At 71.6% G+C, this 14244-nt stretch carries 16 protein-coding genes and 1 pseudogene; 9 read left to right on the top strand and 8 right to left on the bottom strand.

Translation table 11 applies throughout. From position 1 onward, the window contains the following. Positions 1-174 precede the first annotated feature (174 nt). The 3 genes from DP107_RS03720 (at position 175) to DP107_RS03710 (ending at position 1019) form a co-directional block, all read left to right on the top strand. The gene (locus DP107_RS03720; RefSeq protein ID WP_144260767.1) at positions 175-327 is read left to right on the top strand and encodes an adaptin-ear-binding coat-associated protein; all 153 of its coding nucleotides are present in this window, start codon (positions 175-177) and stop codon (positions 325-327) included. A gap of 79 nt (positions 328-406) precedes the next feature. Next, positions 407-661: a hypothetical protein gene (locus tag DP107_RS03715; protein WP_144260766.1), complete on the top strand. Its 255-nt coding sequence runs from the start codon at positions 407-409 to the stop codon at positions 659-661. A 172-nt stretch (positions 662-833) separates the two neighbouring features. Beyond that, the gene (locus tag DP107_RS03710) at positions 834-1019 is read left to right on the top strand and encodes a hypothetical protein (protein ID WP_144260765.1); all 186 of its coding nucleotides are present in this window, start codon (positions 834-836) and stop codon (positions 1017-1019) included. A gap of 485 nt (positions 1020-1504) precedes the next feature. Here the strand turns inward: DP107_RS03710 and DP107_RS19790 are convergent, their stop codons facing one another. Then, positions 1505-1723: a hypothetical protein gene (locus tag DP107_RS19790; RefSeq protein WP_185977156.1), complete on the bottom strand. Its 219-nt coding sequence runs from the start codon at positions 1721-1723 to the stop codon at positions 1505-1507. Here DP107_RS19790 and DP107_RS03705 point away from each other — a divergent pair. Continuing rightward, positions 1648-3381 carry a PAS domain-containing protein gene (locus DP107_RS03705; RefSeq protein ID WP_144260764.1) on the top strand — a complete coding sequence of 578 codons (1734 nt, stop codon included), beginning with the start codon at positions 1648-1650 and terminating at the stop codon, positions 3379-3381. The two genes, DP107_RS19790 and DP107_RS03705, sit on opposite strands and share 76 nt — an antisense overlap. Positions 3382-4513: 1132 nt before the next feature. On the opposite strand, the gene DP107_RS03695 is transcribed toward DP107_RS03705, so the two are convergent. Further along, positions 4514-4828 (bottom strand): hypothetical protein, encoded by a 315-nt coding sequence (locus DP107_RS03695; protein WP_144260763.1) that lies wholly within the window; start codon positions 4826-4828, stop codon positions 4514-4516. Positions 4829-5038: 210 nt separating this feature from the next. Here DP107_RS03695 and uvsE point away from each other — a divergent pair, with 210 nt between their 5' ends. Next, positions 5039-5947, top strand: a complete 909-nt coding sequence (gene uvsE / locus DP107_RS03690; RefSeq protein ID WP_144260762.1) for a UV DNA damage repair endonuclease UvsE — start codon at positions 5039-5041, stop codon at positions 5945-5947. A 75-nt stretch (positions 5948-6022) separates the two neighbouring features. After that, positions 6023-6232: a forkhead box protein gene (locus tag DP107_RS03685; protein WP_144260761.1), complete on the top strand. Its 210-nt coding sequence runs from the start codon at positions 6023-6025 to the stop codon at positions 6230-6232. A 349-nt stretch (positions 6233-6581) separates the two neighbouring features. Here the strand turns inward: DP107_RS03685 and DP107_RS03680 are convergent. Beyond that, a pseudogene (locus DP107_RS03680) lies at positions 6582-7537 on the bottom strand (DUF7490 domain-containing protein); the annotation flags it as partial. A gap of 189 nt (positions 7538-7726) precedes the next feature. Between DP107_RS03680 and DP107_RS03675 the strand changes: the two are divergent. Next, positions 7727-7909 (top strand): hypothetical protein, encoded by a 183-nt coding sequence (locus DP107_RS03675; protein ID WP_144260760.1) that lies wholly within the window; start codon positions 7727-7729, stop codon positions 7907-7909. Further along, entirely contained in the window at positions 7906-8298 is a 393-nt protein-coding gene (locus DP107_RS03670; RefSeq protein ID WP_144260759.1) for a hypothetical protein, read from the top strand. Before DP107_RS03675 ends, DP107_RS03670 begins: the two co-directional genes overlap by 4 nt. A 28-nt stretch (positions 8299-8326) precedes the next feature. Here the strand turns inward: DP107_RS03670 and DP107_RS03665 are convergent, their stop codons facing one another. From DP107_RS03665 to DP107_RS03655, 3 genes are all read right to left on the bottom strand, one after another. Continuing rightward, the gene (locus DP107_RS03665) at positions 8327-8524 is read right to left on the bottom strand and encodes a hypothetical protein (RefSeq protein WP_144260758.1); all 198 of its coding nucleotides are present in this window, start codon (positions 8522-8524) and stop codon (positions 8327-8329) included. A gap of 365 nt (positions 8525-8889) precedes the next feature. Continuing rightward, a complete protein-coding gene (locus DP107_RS03660) occupies positions 8890-9984 on the bottom strand; it encodes a S66 family peptidase (RefSeq protein WP_144260757.1) in 1095 nt (364 codons plus the stop codon). Between the two features lie 92 nt (positions 9985-10076). Further along, positions 10077-10325, bottom strand: coding sequence for a DUF7543 family protein (locus tag DP107_RS03655; RefSeq protein WP_144260756.1), 249 nt, complete (start codon positions 10323-10325; stop codon positions 10077-10079). Between the two features lie 110 nt (positions 10326-10435). Here DP107_RS03655 and DP107_RS03650 point away from each other — a divergent pair, with 110 nt between their 5' ends. Then, positions 10436-10996, top strand: a complete 561-nt coding sequence (locus DP107_RS03650) for a J domain-containing protein (RefSeq protein WP_202877322.1) — start codon at positions 10436-10438, stop codon at positions 10994-10996. Between the two features lie 135 nt (positions 10997-11131). Here the strand turns inward: DP107_RS03650 and ppk1 are convergent, their stop codons facing one another. Next, on the bottom strand, positions 11132-13513 hold the full coding sequence (gene ppk1 / locus DP107_RS03645; protein ID WP_144260755.1) for a polyphosphate kinase 1: 2382 nt from the start codon (positions 13511-13513) through the stop codon (positions 11132-11134). Further along, positions 13510-14223: a metallophosphoesterase family protein gene (locus DP107_RS03640; protein ID WP_144260754.1), complete on the bottom strand. Its 714-nt coding sequence runs from the start codon at positions 14221-14223 to the stop codon at positions 13510-13512. The genes ppk1 and DP107_RS03640 overlap by 4 nt, the downstream gene beginning before the upstream one ends. Positions 14224-14244: the final 21 nt, after the last annotated feature.

Below are 14244 nucleotides of genomic sequence, written 5' to 3'. Positions count from 1 at the left end.
CGCCGCGAGGCCCGGGGCCCGGAAGACTGACGCCGAGCGGCCTGCTGGAGCGGGTCTCGTCGGCCGCGACCCCCCGTTTCGACTGCGACACCGGCCTCCTCGCGACAGCGCGGCGGGTTGAGATCGACAACGACCGCCGACCCTTGTTGACAACCAGCAGGCCGACCGCTCGGCATGGAGCGCTGCGACGAGCGCGGCGAGGCGTTCGTGTTCTCGGTCGACCTGGACGAGCACCGCAAGCGCTGCACGGGCTTGACCGCCGACCTGGTCGACGGTTCGTTCGCCGCCGACACCTGCCCGATGTGTGGCGCGACGTGCGACCGATAGCCCGCCAGGCCGTCCCGTCGTCGCGGAGCCGAATCGCCCCCGAGCGCGTTCGTAGCCGTCGCCAGGGACGAGGTGCTTCTTGTCCTCGGCGAGTTGGAGTCGAAAACGGAACCGCACCATCAGCGAACGAATCGCCGCCCGCCAGGAGAACGAGGCGTACCACCCCGCCCCGACGCCGCTGGGCTCCGAGGAGGCCGACGACCGGCTCGTCGAGGTCCTCGACCGTGTCGCTCGCGGGGAGCTGTCGAGACGGCGGGCCGCCACGGAAGCGGCCACCTCCCGCCGGACGGTCCAGCGCTCTGCCGAGGACCGAGCCGAACTGCACGGGCCGTAGCTACCTCGACGTCTCGACGACGGTCACTCCGCAGAGTTCCATCGCTGTTCCCACAGTATCGCGAAGAGTATGAGTGCAGACAGACCGAGCATCAGAACCGCGAATCGTCGCTCGTCTCCGCTATCCCGAGCAGTTTCGCGAGGCATGGCCGGACAAGAGGCCACGGACGGATGTGATTTCCTGTCCGATCGTCCCTCGTGCCTCGCCCGCCCCGTCGCGGCTGACGTGCCACCGCATCGAGCGCTATGGCGACGTCCGGACCGTCATGGCCGGTGACGGCTGGAGCGACCCCTCCGCCATCGCGCTGTACCTCGCCGCGCCCACCGAGGCGCGCACCGGCGAAGCGATGCGTGGGTGACGGCCGGGAACCGAGCTAAACGTGCGGTTCTGCTGGAAGTCCCGACCGACCCGTAGGACCGGACCGGCCCGACGCCCACCCCCGCGGAGTAGAGCAGCAGGGACGCCCCGCACACCGTCGAGACGATGGCCACGGCGACGACACCGGTCCGGATGCCGAACAGCGACCGCCCCCCGGCGAGGACGACGACCCCGGTCCCGATTCAGCGTCAGCGGGGTGAGCAGCCGCGAGACCAGCACCGCGCTCCTGATTCGACGGAGCGCCCGGAAGACATCGCGGACGTTCCGTAGCAGTAGCAACGGCAGGCCCGACCACAAACAGCACGACAACCCGCCCATGGTATGGCTGTAGGACGTCACATCGACCACGGATTCCCGGAGCGCGACGACCGTCGCCACGATGGTCCACACGATCACGAACCCGACGGTGCCGACACTCAGCAGCGTTCGCCGGGCTTCCGCCGGCACCCTGAGTACCGTCGGAGTTTAGCCGTCACCAGGGCCGGCGACCGAGTTCCAGGCGAGCAACCCGCCACGGGCGAACACCGATAGAAACCCGTACGACGCCGCGCCCAGCACCGTCGTCACGACGTGGGCGACCCCGGCGAGGAGGAGTCGTCCGGCGGTGAATGCCGCGACGTCCACGACGGAGTTCCGGACGGTCTCCACGAGATACCCGTCCTCCCCCTCGGATGCGTCCGTCATGCCACTCTACGCCATACCTCGGGGCGAAGTCCTCCTCACCCGACCGTGGGCGGTGCCACGGACGGGTCTCGTCGGCGCTCCGGGTGGCGCGCCACGGCCGCGGCCGTGGTCGGTGGACCGTCCGGTGCTCGAACCCGAGCGGTCCGATACTCCGCAGATGGTTTCCGTCTCCGGCCGGTCGGACATATGTAGCTGTGGACGGAAGAGTCCCTCCGCTCGCCACGAGCCTCATCGGCGGCGGACTCGTGACTATCGGGGCCGTACACCACTTCCGCGAGGGCCTCATGCTGGGCCGCGTTCTCCTTCCTGGCCTTGCGCTGATGCTCAGCGTCGGGCCCGCGGTCGCCGTCGTCTCCCTCGGCTGGTACCTCGCGAGGTCGGAGTTACCCGTCTCCGGACAGTGGCTCGTCGCCCGGGGAACGGGAGCCGGTGCGGCGGGGTCGGTGCTCATCGGACTGACGTTCGCCATCCGCCTGCTCGAGGGGCGTCAGCCCGTCGAACCGGTCTTCCCGTTGCTCGTCGGTGCCAGCGGCGGCGCGCTCGCAGGGGGCATCACCGGGGTGTACGCCGCACGGGTGCGCGAGACGAGCCGGCGGATCGAGGCGATATTCGACAATACGTACCAGCTCACGGGGCTACTGCGACCGGACGGTACCCTGGTCGAACTGAACGAGACGGCACTCCGCCTCCTCGACGGGACCAGGGAGGACGCCCTCGGCCGGAAGCTCTGGGAGCTGGCCCCGCTTCAGGCCCCCGACACCGAGCAGCGGCTCAGGCGGGCCGTCGAGCGCGGACGGGACGGCGACCCGTCCCGGGAGCGGATACACGCCAGGACGGCGACCCGGAACGTCCAGTTGGACCTCTCGATACGGCCACTGCTCGACTCCTCGGGGGAGGTCGCTCTGCTGGTATCGGAGGCACGGGACGTCACCTCCGCCGAACGACAGCGCGAACACCTCGACGTACTGCACCGGTATCTCCGCCACAACCTGCGGAACGACCTGAACGTCATCATGGCGCATGCGGATTCGCTCCTGGAGGGCCACGGCGGCTTCTCCCCGTCCGAATCCGCCCGTGTCATCGGGCGGACGGGGGCCGACCTGAGCGAGACCGCGGAGCTCGTCAAGCAGCTCTCACGGGTGATCAGCGAGGAGCCCACCGAGACGGACGCACTGCCGGTCCGGCAGGTGGTCGAGGCAGCCGTGACGACGGCGTCGATGGGCCGGTCCCGGGTCGAATACGAGGGCGACATGGAGACGATGGTGAGGGCCGACCGCCGACTTGCCGACGTGCTGGCCGAGTGCTTCGATGAGCTACACCGGTTCCTCGACGACGACGGGCGCATCGGGATCCACGTCCGCCCGACCGATGATGCCGTCGAGATCGAACTCGGATGCGAACGCATCGACATCCCCCGAATCGAACTGTCGGCGCTCGACGATATGAGTGCACGGTCGGCCACGTTCCATCCCGATGGGATCCGGCTCCATCTCACCAAAATGGCGATCGAGGGGTACGGTGGCACGGTCGACTACGAGTGGGACGGGCGGGACCGTCTCGACATCAGGTTGACGCTCCCGGGGGAGGAGCCACCGCGTGCTGAGGCCCCGCTGCCCGACCGCGCTGTCGCCCCGAGCGGCCAGCCCGGGTTCCGATAGGCGAGCGCTCCCGCCCGCTCGATGTGGCAGTCGACGGCCGCCCCCGCAACCGGCCCACCGACCCCGTCGCGCAGCGGGGCTCCGATACGGGCCGGACCTGCCCGGTGAACCGGGCGAGCATCACGTCGAGTCGCGGACCGCGCCCTCGGACCGCGACGGCAGTTCACGCCCAACTTGGTACACAGCTCTACGACTATCGCCGTTCGATACCGGAAGCCGACAGAACGAGCATATCCGGGGAACAGTAGGATAGCTGGCGACACGGGCGAGAACCGACAGCGGGGACTCCGGGTCCCGAACGTCCTATCGAACGCAGCGCGCCAGTACCGGTCCGCCGGAGAGTGATGTTTATCAGACTCTCGCCCGTCCAACCCATGTGACCCGCGTTCGGTATCTACTCGTCGTCGTGGTCGTACTGCTGGTCGCCGGCTGTACCGGGCCCCCGGGCGGTGGCGGCGACGCGGCCTCGCCGACCCCGACTCCGACGTCCACGGCTTCCCCGACGCCGACCGCGACCGCAACACCGACCGCCTCACCGACGCCGACCGCAACGTCCACGCCTTCCCCGACCGCGACCCCGACTGCAACACCATCCCCCTCGCCGACCCCGACGCCGACTGCAACCCCCACCCCCTCGCCGACTCCAACGCCGACGGACTCGTCGGATGGGGGCTCGTCGGGCGGAGGGTACTACTGAGCCGGGGACCGTGCTGCTCGGCCGCCACGGCCACCGTTGACTATCTCCGGCCCTCGATGTCCGCAGGCATATACGCTCGCCTCGTGGTAGGCGGGGACCGACGGCCCGGTGTCGTGCGGGCGGGCTATGTGGGTCGAACCGCCTCGGGTGGCCGTGCCGACTCCGTCCGTCCGCGGGATACCGTCAACTACTGAGGCTGATGGCCTCCGTGCACGGCACGTCCACAGCGGCTTCCGCTCGGGGGGCCACGTCGCCGACCGGGGGCCACTCGGCCGGTCGTGGCACTCTACGTACACCAGGTCACGTCGGCCACAGGCGCGTCCCCCGGGAGCCGTCTTGCCGTCGTGGCCGCCCCCGTGGGTGGACCGCGGGGGCTCGGGGACACGGCGGTCGCAGGCCAGCAACAGCAGTCCAACGAGGAGACGGTCAGCGGCGTCAAGATGAGGGTGGCGATGTCGGTTCGCGGCGGTTTCGGCACAGGAACTCGCCGTGGTCCCGGGCGAGTCGGGGGTTGGCGGCGATGGCGAGGTCGCCGCTGGAGAGCGACCCCCGGAACGAGCGGACCGCCAGCAGCGGTACGACCAGCGGCGAGCCCCGCGGGACCCCCGTCCCGACGAGGCCGGCGGCGAGGAGTGCCAGGGCGAGCGGTGCCACGGCCCGGATGAGGACGACCGGCGTGCCGGGGTCGAGGTCGGCGTTGAACCGGGCCAGCGGCACCGTCTCCCCGCGCCAGGACGGCAGGACCGTCACCTCGGGGTCCAGTCGGCAGACCCATGCGAGGGCAGCGTGGCCCGACTCATGGGACAGGACGAGCTCGCGACGAGCGCCCGCACCAGTCGCTCACGCACGACGGACATGGCTGACACCGGGTCGGTGGCGGCTTCAACCGCGTGACTGCCGGCCGACCCGTGACACGCAACGCCGACGTTATGGACCGCCGGCGCCAATCGCGAGCACCCGATGCTCGGCTACGCGTGTATGAACCACACCCTCCGCGACCGCGACCCGCCGGTCCGCTGCAACCGTGACATGCAGCAGGCCACGTTCGATGACCGCGGCCTGCCGTACGCCTCGGAACTCGCGCTGCAGAACATGCGGGACCTGCGGACCACCCTGGAGTGGAACGACGCCAACGATATCGGCTTCTACCGCTGTACCTCGACCCTGGTCCCCTGGAACTCGCAGTTCGACCTCCGGGACCTCCCGGACTACGAGGCCATCCGGACGGCCGCCCGGCGCTGTGGCGAGTTCATCGAGGCCAACGGGATGCGGCTGACGTTCCACCCGAACTACTGGTGTCGGCTCGGGAGCGACAGCGCCGACACCCGGGCGAACTCCATCGCCGCCGTCGACTACCACGCCGACTGGCTCGACCTGATGGGACTCGACCGGTCGCCGTACTACGGTATCAACGTCCACATCGGCGCCACGTACGGCGACAAGGCGGCGACCGCCGAGCGGTTCCGCGAGTCGATCGCCGCGCTCTCGCCGGGCGCCCGGGCCCGGCTGACCGTCGAGAACGACGACAAGGAGAGTCTCTGGAGCGTGCCCGAGCTGGTCGACGCGCTCGCCGGGGTCGACGTGTCGGTCCTGTTCGACTACCACCACCACTCGTTCACCGACCGCGGCCTGACCTACCGCGAGGGGTTCGAGCGGGCGGCGTCGACGTGGGGCGACGTGCGACCGGCCACGCACTACTCCGAACCCGGGTGCCTCCACGGTGCCGACGCGAAACCCCAGGCCCACGCCGACCACGTCGCCGCGGTCCCGGGCTGGCTGCGGGACCGCTCGGACGTGATGATCGAGGCCGGCGGCAAGGAGGAGGCCGTCCGCCGCGTTCGGAGCGGAGCCGTGTCGCCGAGCGGGTGAGTGCCCCGGGTCGCCCGGCCGTCGCCCGGCTATCGAGACGGGTGAACTATGCCGCGCCGACCCCTACACTCGTACATGCCATCGGATGACACGGACGACGCCCCGCCGGAGCCGCCGGCCCGCCTTCGCGAACTCTCCGCCCGCCTGACCCCGGGCGACGAACTGCGCTACACCTTCGAGGACGCGTGGGTCGACGTCCCCTCGCGGTTCGACCGGCCGGGGAAGACGGCCACCTGGGGGCTCGACGGGACCGTCACGATCCGCGTGGAGAACGTCGAGGAGTAAGCCTCGACTCGCGCCGGGCCCCGATGTGCGAGCCACGGCTACGACGCTCGACACGGGGCTCGCGCTGGCAGGCGCGTTCCGGTACCGATCAGCCGGCCATCTTCCGCACCTCCCAGGAGATGCCGATGGCCGCGACCAGCAGCACGACGAGATTGAGCGCGGCCTGGAACAGCCACCGGTACTCCCGGGCCACCCAGCGGTCGATGGTGGTCGAGACGGCGAAGTAGAACCGGACGGTCGCCAACAGCGCCAGCAGGGCCAAGCCAGCCAGCAGCGCGTACCGGGCGTACCGGACGAGGTCCTCGGTCCCGCCGTCGGCCGACTGTTCAGTCGCCGAGTCGACGGATCCGGCGCCGAGGAGGGCGACCAGCGCGACCCCAGCCCCGAAGCCGGGTTGGCCGCCCGACGCCGTTGCCCGTGACTCCCTCGCCCGGTCGCCGGCGCCCTCGCCGCCTTCGACGTCGCCGGCCTCGAACGCGACCTCCCGGCGGATCTCGTCGACCGAGACCGTCTCGCTGGGGTCCAGGTTCACCGCGCCGCGGGCGGTATCGATGACGACGCCGTCACGGTAGAGCACGGCGTCGACGTAGTAGTCGTACCCGGTGGGCACCGAGACGGTCGTCGCCGCCGAGGCGGTCCGACCGGGCCGGACGGCGCCGGCGTCGACCGTCGTCCGGACGGCGACGACGTTCGACTCGGCCTGCCAGAGCGTGAGCCCGATGCGGAGCCCCTCGGCGGGCTCGTCGCCGCGGTTGACCAGCGACGGCGACACCTCCAGGGTGGTCCGGTTCTCGCGGGCCTCGGCGACGCCGACCGAGAGCGCTGGCAGCGCGGCGTCGTCGGTGAACCGGACGGTGCTCCGGGCGTACCCGGGTGTGAGCGCGTCGAGCCCGGAGACCCGTCGCTCGACCGTGTCCATCCGGCGGTCGCCGCTGTAGACGATGGCCTCGATGCGGTAGCCGCCCTCGCGTTCGACGGTCAGGTTGGCGGGGACGGCCCGCTCGCCGTCGGTTTCGAGGTCGCCGACGGGGACACGGTCGGTGGTCTCGACCAGCCCGGACTCGGCGTCGACCGCGCGGAACCGGACCGAGACGTTCGGGGCGGTGTTGCCGTCGTGGCGGAGCTGCGGCGCTACCTGCAGGGTGGCCCGCTCGCCGGTCACCTCGCCGGCGGCGATGGGCATGTCGACCACGCGGGCGGGCCCGGGTCGCGTCGGCTCGTCCGACCGTGGTTCGCGACGGCGCCGGGGACCAGCGCGGCGGCCAGGAGGGTGACGGCCACCACCGCGACGGCGGCGGCCGCCAGGACGCGCTCGCGGGTCGTAGCCGAACGTGCCGTAGACGTCGGGATAAGCCTTCAGGAGCGCGACGGGTTGGTGACGTCCGCGCAGCCGAGTCGGGACCCCGTTCGTCGTCCCTGCATACGTCTCGAGTCGACCCGGAACCGCCGGGCTCGGGGACAAGATAGAGTAAGCGCGGGCACGTATGGAGCATAATGACCGAGTGTGACCGCTGTAACGCGTCGGTTGCCGTGGGCGGGGAGTGGATCGAAGTGAACCACCACCACCCCCACATGACCTTCGGGAGCGCCTTCTGCTCCGCGGACTGTGCGGCTGCCTATCTGGAGAACGGCCTCGAGGACGGGATGGAGCCGCCGGCGGACGACCGCGGGATGTGACGCGGCGCCGAGCTGTGCTCGTCGGCCTCGCGGCCGGGGTGGCCGGCTGCGTCGGCGACACCGCGTCCGGCTTCGACGGCTTCGCCGACGCGGTCCGCGACCGCGTGGAGGTGCAGGCCCTCTCCCGGGAGCGGGACGCCTGGGTGCTGGAGTACCACGTCGACGAGGGCCCGGTCCCGGATGCGCACCGACTGGCGCCGCCGTACGCCGACCACGTGCCGTCGCCGCCGCACGGGGCGTTGGCCGTGACCTCGCTCACGCTCGAGAACGGACTCGTCGCGGACTACCGGATCCCCGCGGAGACGGCACGACGGCGCCACGAGGGCCGACTGGATGCCGAGACGTATCGTGACCGCGTCGCCGACCGGGCCCGCGAGGGAACGCGCTGACCGGCGCGGGTGCCGGTCGGCGACGCGGTCACCAGAACTCGACGGCCTGCGGCGCCGCGCCGAGGTACGCCTCCGGGTCCGCGGCGACCGCGCCGTGGCCGTGGTCGGTCGCCGTGTCCTCGGCCGCCGCCTGCTCCGCCGCGTGGACGTAGACGGCCGGGAGCGACCCGACGAACTCACAGCCGGCGACCGGACACGACCGCTCGGTATCGTTCTGTGTGAGCACACCACGGTTTGTGGGTGCAGCCACAAGACCCTGCCGCCGGGTGTCGGTTCCGCGCCCGCGACGGCTCCGGGCCGTTCACCCCCAGCGGCCCTGGTTCGACCGATTCACTCGGGGCGGGTCGCTGAAACGGGTGTTTGTGCTTAGACAAGGCCCCTACCCGACCATACCCCTTCTCCCCGTATGGACCTACGACGATATCTCGCGACCGCCGGTGGGCTCGCCGTCCTCGGGGTGGCGGGCTGTACCGACCAGTTCCCCGCTGCAGCCGACGATGCCGACGCCCCGACGCCGGGTCGAGGTCCCCGTCGAGGACTGACTCGGGGAGTGGACTAGCGTCCATACCGCAAGCCCCGTCCAGCCCCGACTCACCCCTCGAACCCCGGAAACGCCACCCGCTTCGCCTCGGGGTCGACCACGCACCGCCCACCCACCGGCACCGGGACGACCGGATGCGTGTGGCCGACGTCGACGTTACACACGACCGGCGCGTCGGGGTTGTACTCCGCGACGAGGTCGGCCACGAGGTCGTACTGCGTCTCCCGATACTCCGCACGTGCCTCGGGCCCGGGGTCCTCGAACGGGTTGCGGGCCTTCGCCCGGCCGACGAGTACGGCATCGACCGCGCCGAGGACGCCGCGCTCGCCGAGTCCCAGCAGCACGCGCCGGACCTCCGCCGGCCCCGGGCGCTCCTCGGAGCTCTCCAGCAACAGGACGCCCCCCGTCAGCGCCTCGACCGACGGCATCGTCCGGTCGGCCGCGAGCACGGTGTCGACGACCGCCAGACAGCCGCCCCAGACGCGGCCGTCGGCGCGGGCCGCGCCGCCGCGCCAGTCCCAGCCCGGGTTCGGCTCGCGCTCCAGCGGCTCGTCCAGCGCGTCGGGCTCGTTCCAGTCGCGGTCGTGGTCGGAGAACTCGGTGGCCGACTCGATTGGGCCGACGTGCTCCGCGAACAGCGCCCGGCGGACGCCGTCGGCGGTGTAGTCGAACACCCCGCCCGCGGCCGCGAGGTCGGTCATCACGGTGCCGCCGTAGTAGGAGACGATACCCGCCTGCCACAGCAGGCTGTGGAGATGCGTGTTGTCGCTCGTCCCGAGGAAGCGGGTGGGATGCTCGCGCAGCACGGCCGCGTCCAGATGCTTCAGCACCCGCACCTGGTCGTTGCCGCCGATGGTCGCGAGGACGGCGCTGATGTCGGGGTCGCGGAAGGCGTCCTCGATGTCGCGGGCCCGGCGGGAGGGGTTGTCGGCGAGCCAGTCGTCGTCCCTCCGGGCGGTGGGGAACTCGACGGGGTTGAGGTCGAACCGCTCGCGGAGCGTCTCGAGTCCACGGTCGAGGACGTGCGGGTAGCGGGCCGCGGCGCCCGAGGCCGGCGCGACGATCGCCACGCGGTCGCCGGGGTCGGCCGATGGCGGGACGACGGGCTCGGCCGCCCCGGTTCCGTCGTCGGTCGGCGGGGTCATAGGGGGCGGTGAGTGCGGTGCAGCATAGCCCTTCGGTGGGTTCGTGACGCCGTGACAGGGGACGCGTTCGCGTATCCGGCGCCGTCGTCGCGCTACGCCGCGTCGGCCGCGGACCCGTCGTTGGCCGCGCGCCACTCGGCGGCCATCCCGAGCGCCGTCTCCCGGTCGGGGACCGTCTCCCGGCGGTACGCCTCGCCCTCCTGGGCCTGCGTCAGCCGGTCCAGCGTGACCGCCCACGACCCGGTCGCGGTCTCGCGGGCCACGACGCGGGCACAGCGGTCGCCCCGCTCCCACTCCACTCGGCCCTCGTCGGGGTCGCCGTCGGCGACGTGCCAGTCCATACCTGCGGGTGGATGTGCGGGCTGAAAGGTGCCACGGGTGGTCGGCCGGCCGCGGTTCGGCAGGTGGCCGCGAGCGGGACGCTTACGGGCCTGGCACCCCACGTTGATGTGTGAACAACTCGCGGCTCCTGATGGGGATGACCGTCGTCTTCGCCGTCATGGCGGGGCTGATGGTCCTGCTGGCCCTCGTCTTCGGGGACCCCGTGCCGCTGTTCGTCGCGGCCGCGTTCGGCGGCGCCTCCTACCTGTTCTGGTACCAGGGGAGCGGCAAACTCCGGCAGTCGCTGTACGAACGGGTCGAGCAGCGTGCCCGCGCCAACAACGGACGCGGCGGCCCCGGCCGCGCCGACGGCGGGCGGACCCGCGGCGGCTTCGGCGCCGGCCCACGCGAGGACTGGACGCCGCCGGGCGGCGAGGGGCGCTGGGACGGCTCCGGCGAGCAGCGAGGCCCCGGCGGCGCCAGCGGCCGAGCCGGCGCCCGGGTCGCTGCTCGCGACGGCCTCACCGACGCCGAGGCGTACGCGACCCTCGGGCTGGACCCCGGCGCCGACCAGGCCGACGTGAAGCGAGCCTACCGGAAGCGGGTCAAGGAGACCCACCCCGACACGGGGGACGGCGACGAGGAGGCGTTCAAGGAGGTCACCGAGGCCTACGAGCACCTCACGGAGTGACGGCCCCCGCGACTGCTCTCGCGTCTTCTGCGCCGTATCCCGTTTCTATGGGCTATTCCGGGCCGAAACGGCGAGTTCCTCCGATACGAACGCACTACCACGGATACGGCGACCGTCGCGGAGCCGCCGGCCGTCTCACGGTTCGTTCGTGTCCGTGTAGACCTCGTCGAGGTCGATGTCGGGGTCGCGTGGCGGCCCGTGTGCCGGCGGCCGGGTCCCGTCGGGCTCCCGCGAACGGACCCGGTCCATCAACTCCTGGTGCGTGTCCCGGATGGGCTCGTCGCCGGGCCGCTGCTGGACGTAGCTCCCGTCCGGGCGCATCAGCCACCGGCGGCGGTTGTCCGCGAGCATGGTCTCGAGGATGGCGTCGAGTTCGGCCTGCAGTTCCGGGTCCTCGACGGGGGTGACCGCCTCGACGCGGCGGTCGAGGTTCCGCGTCATCCAGTCCGCGGAGCCGACGAAGTGGTCGGGGTCGCCGTCGTTCCCGAACCTGAAGATCCGCGAGTGTTCGAGGAACCGGCCGACGATGCTGTGAACGCGGATGGTCTCGGTGGCGCCCTCGACGCCGGGGCGGAGCCGGCAGATGTCGCGGACGAACAGGTCGATATCGACCCCCGCGGCGCCGGCCTCGTACAGCTTCTCGACGACGCCGGGGTCCTCCAGGGCATTCATCTTGGCGACGATGCGGCCCTCGCGCCCGGCCGCCGCGTGGGCGCGCTCGCGCTCGATGAGCTCGTAGAGTCGCTCCCGGAGCGTTTCGGGTGCGACGAGCAGTTTCCGGTACGACCGCTGCCGGGCGTGGCCGGTGAAGGAGTTGAACAGCTGGACGATGTCCTGGCCGATATCGCGGTCGGCGGTGAACAGGCCGAGGTCGACGTACCCCTTCGCGGTTTCGGAGTGGTAGTTGCCCGTCGCCACGTGCGAGTACGTCCGGACGTCGTCGCCCTCCTGGCGGACCGCGAGCGCGACCTTGCTGTGTGTCTTCAGCCCGATGGAGCCGTACGCGACGTGGATGCCCTCCTCCTCGAGCCGCTTGACCCAGCGGAGGTTGTTCTCCTCGTCGAACCGGGCCTTCAGCTCGACCATCACGGCCACCTGCTTGCCGTTCTTCGCGGCGTCGATGAGGCTCCGGAGGACCCTCGAGTCCGGGGCCGTCCGGTAGATGGCCGCCTTTATCGCCAGCGTGTCGGCGTCGTGGGCGGCGGCGTCGAGAAACGACTGGACGGTCCCCTCGAACGTGTGGTAGGGATGGTGGACCAGCGCGTCCGCCTCCCGGAGCGCCTCGAACAGCTCGGCGGGCCGGTCCGGGTCGAGCGTCGCGAACCGCGGGTGCTGCTGTGGGGCCCACGGCTCGGGCTTCTCCGCCGGACAGTCGATGTCGCACAGCACGTCGAAATCGCGAAGCGCCAGCGGCCCGGGGCGACTGATGACCTCCGCCTCCGTCACGTCGAGCTGGTCGACGAGGAGGTCGTACACCCGGTCCTCGGCGTCGGCCCCGATCTCCAGGCGGACCACGGTCGCGAACCGCCGCTGGCGGAGCCGCTCCTCGATCTGCTCGATGAGCCCCTCGGCGACGTCCTCGTTGCGCCGGACCTCGGCGTTCCGCGTCACCCGGAACGTCGTCCAGTGGACGACCTCCACGCTGGGGAACACCGCATCGAGGTTCGCCGCGATGAGCCGCTCCATCGGAACGTACCGCGCGGGCGGGGCCGTCCCCTCGACCGCCGTCCCCGGCGCGTCCACGGCGACCAGCCGCGGGAGGTTCGCCGGCACCTTGATGCGGGAGAACCACTCGGTCCCGTCGTCGCCCCGGGTGATCACCGCGAGCGAGAGCGACAGGTTCGAGATGAACGGGAACGGGTGCGCGGGGTCGAAGGTCAGCGGCGTCAGCGTCGGGAGGACGGACGACTGGAAGTAGTCGGCCAGCCGCTGCCGGTCCCCGGCCGACAGGTCCGCCGGGTCGACGATCCCGATGCCGGCGTCCGCGAGCGCCGGGCGGACGGCCGACCGGAAACAGTCCGACTGCGTCTCGAACAGTGCCGTCGCCTCCTCGAGCGCGGCCGCCCACTGTGGCTCCGGCGCTCGGCCGTCGACCGTCGTGGCGGTGATGCCGGCGTCGATCTGCTGTTTCAGGCCGCCGATCCGCTTCATGAAGAACTCGTCCAGGTTGCGCGAGAGGATGGCGAGAAAGCGCAGCCGCTCCAGCGTCGGCGTCCGCTCGTCCAGCGCCTCGTACAGCACCCGCCACTGGAAGTTCAACTGCGACAGCTCGCGGTTCAGATACCAGCGCTCGTCGTCGAACGGCCCGTCGGGCGGCTCGGCCGCGGTCGCCGGCGTCCGTGGCGGCCGCTCCGTCGCCGCCGCCCACGTGTCGGGCCCCAGCGTCACCGTCCCGGGCGCGTCGGCCTCCGACGGCGGGTCGCTCCCGGCGCCCGCGTCCTCGGCCGTCGCTCCCGGCGCCTCGGCCTCCGAGTCCGGCTCCGGCTCCGAGTCCGGCGACTCCCCGGCGTCGGTCATCCGTCTCCGGGTCCCGTGGAGACGATCTTCGCCTCGGCGCGCTCGACCTCCGTCCGGCCCGGTTCGACTCGATGGACCGTCCCGTCGCCGAGACGGTAGGCCGTCAGCGACCCACCGTAGACGTATCCGGTATCCAGGCCGACGGCCCACTCGCTACACAGCGGGTCCGACAGCACCGTATGGCCGAAGAACACCCGCGGGGGCCCCTCGTACGAATCGTACCAGAACGGCCCGTCGTACCCGCCGTCCGGGTCGAGACAGCGCGCCGTCTGCAGGTCGTCGACGGTGTGTGCTGCGAGCGGCATCCGCGGGTCGACCCCGCCGTGGACGACGAGGCCGGCGTCGTAGCCCGAGCCGGGCCCCCAGCTGATGGCGACCGGGCGCGACCGGAGCCACTCCATGTCCGCCTCGTCGAGTTCGGGGAGGGTCCTCTCGCCACGGAGCAGCTTCTCCTCGTTGTTCCCGCGGACCGACAGCGCGTTCTCGGCCGCACGAACCCGGGTCACGACGCTCGCGCTGTCCGGCCCCTTCCGGACGAGGTCCCCGACGAACACCAGCAGGTCCTCGTCGCCGATGCCCGCCTCGTCGACCAGCGCGTCGAGCGCGTCCGGACAGCCGTGAACGTCGCCGATGACGTACACCTCGTCCCATCGGCCGGGGTCGATCCGGCGGTGTTGCGCGGCGATCGCGTCCGAGAGCCTCGATTCCATTGTACTGAATGCGCCTCCGTC

Origin of the sequence: Haloglomus irregulare (genome assembly GCF_007421925.1) — an archaeon.
GTDB classification, from domain to species: Archaea; Halobacteriota; Halobacteria; order Halobacteriales; family Haloarculaceae; genus Haloglomus; species Haloglomus irregulare.
This window is presented reverse-complemented; position numbering and strand designations above follow the sequence as displayed.

Bases quoted from the DNA above. Each gene is read 5' to 3' on its own strand.
- DP107_RS03655 (WP_144260756.1), bottom strand. From the start codon at position 10,325: ATGGACTGGCACGTCGCCGACGGCGACCCCGACGAGGGCCGAGTGGAG.
- DP107_RS03660 (WP_144260757.1), bottom strand. From the start codon at position 9,984: ATGACCCCGCCGACCGACGACGGAACCGGGGCGGCCGAGCCCGTCGTC.
- DP107_RS03705 (WP_144260764.1), top strand. From the start codon at position 1,648: ATGCCGCGACGTCCACGACGGAGTTCCGGACGGTCTCCACGAGATACC.
- DP107_RS03640 (WP_144260754.1), bottom strand. From the start codon at position 14,223: ATGGAATCGAGGCTCTCGGACGCGATCGCCGCGCAACACCGCCGGATC.
- DP107_RS03675 (WP_144260760.1), top strand. From the start codon at position 7,727: ATGACCGAGTGTGACCGCTGTAACGCGTCGGTTGCCGTGGGCGGGGAG.
- ppk1 (WP_144260755.1), bottom strand. From the start codon at position 13,513: ATGACCGACGCCGGGGAGTCGCCGGACTCGGAGCCGGAGCCGGACTCG.
- DP107_RS19790 (WP_185977156.1), bottom strand. From the start codon at position 1,723: ATGACGGACGCATCCGAGGGGGAGGACGGGTATCTCGTGGAGACCGTC.
- uvsE (WP_144260762.1), top strand. From the start codon at position 5,039: ATGCTCGGCTACGCGTGTATGAACCACACCCTCCGCGACCGCGACCCG.
- DP107_RS03720 (WP_144260767.1), top strand. From the start codon at position 175: ATGGAGCGCTGCGACGAGCGCGGCGAGGCGTTCGTGTTCTCGGTCGAC.
- DP107_RS03685 (WP_144260761.1), top strand. From the start codon at position 6,023: ATGCCATCGGATGACACGGACGACGCCCCGCCGGAGCCGCCGGCCCGC.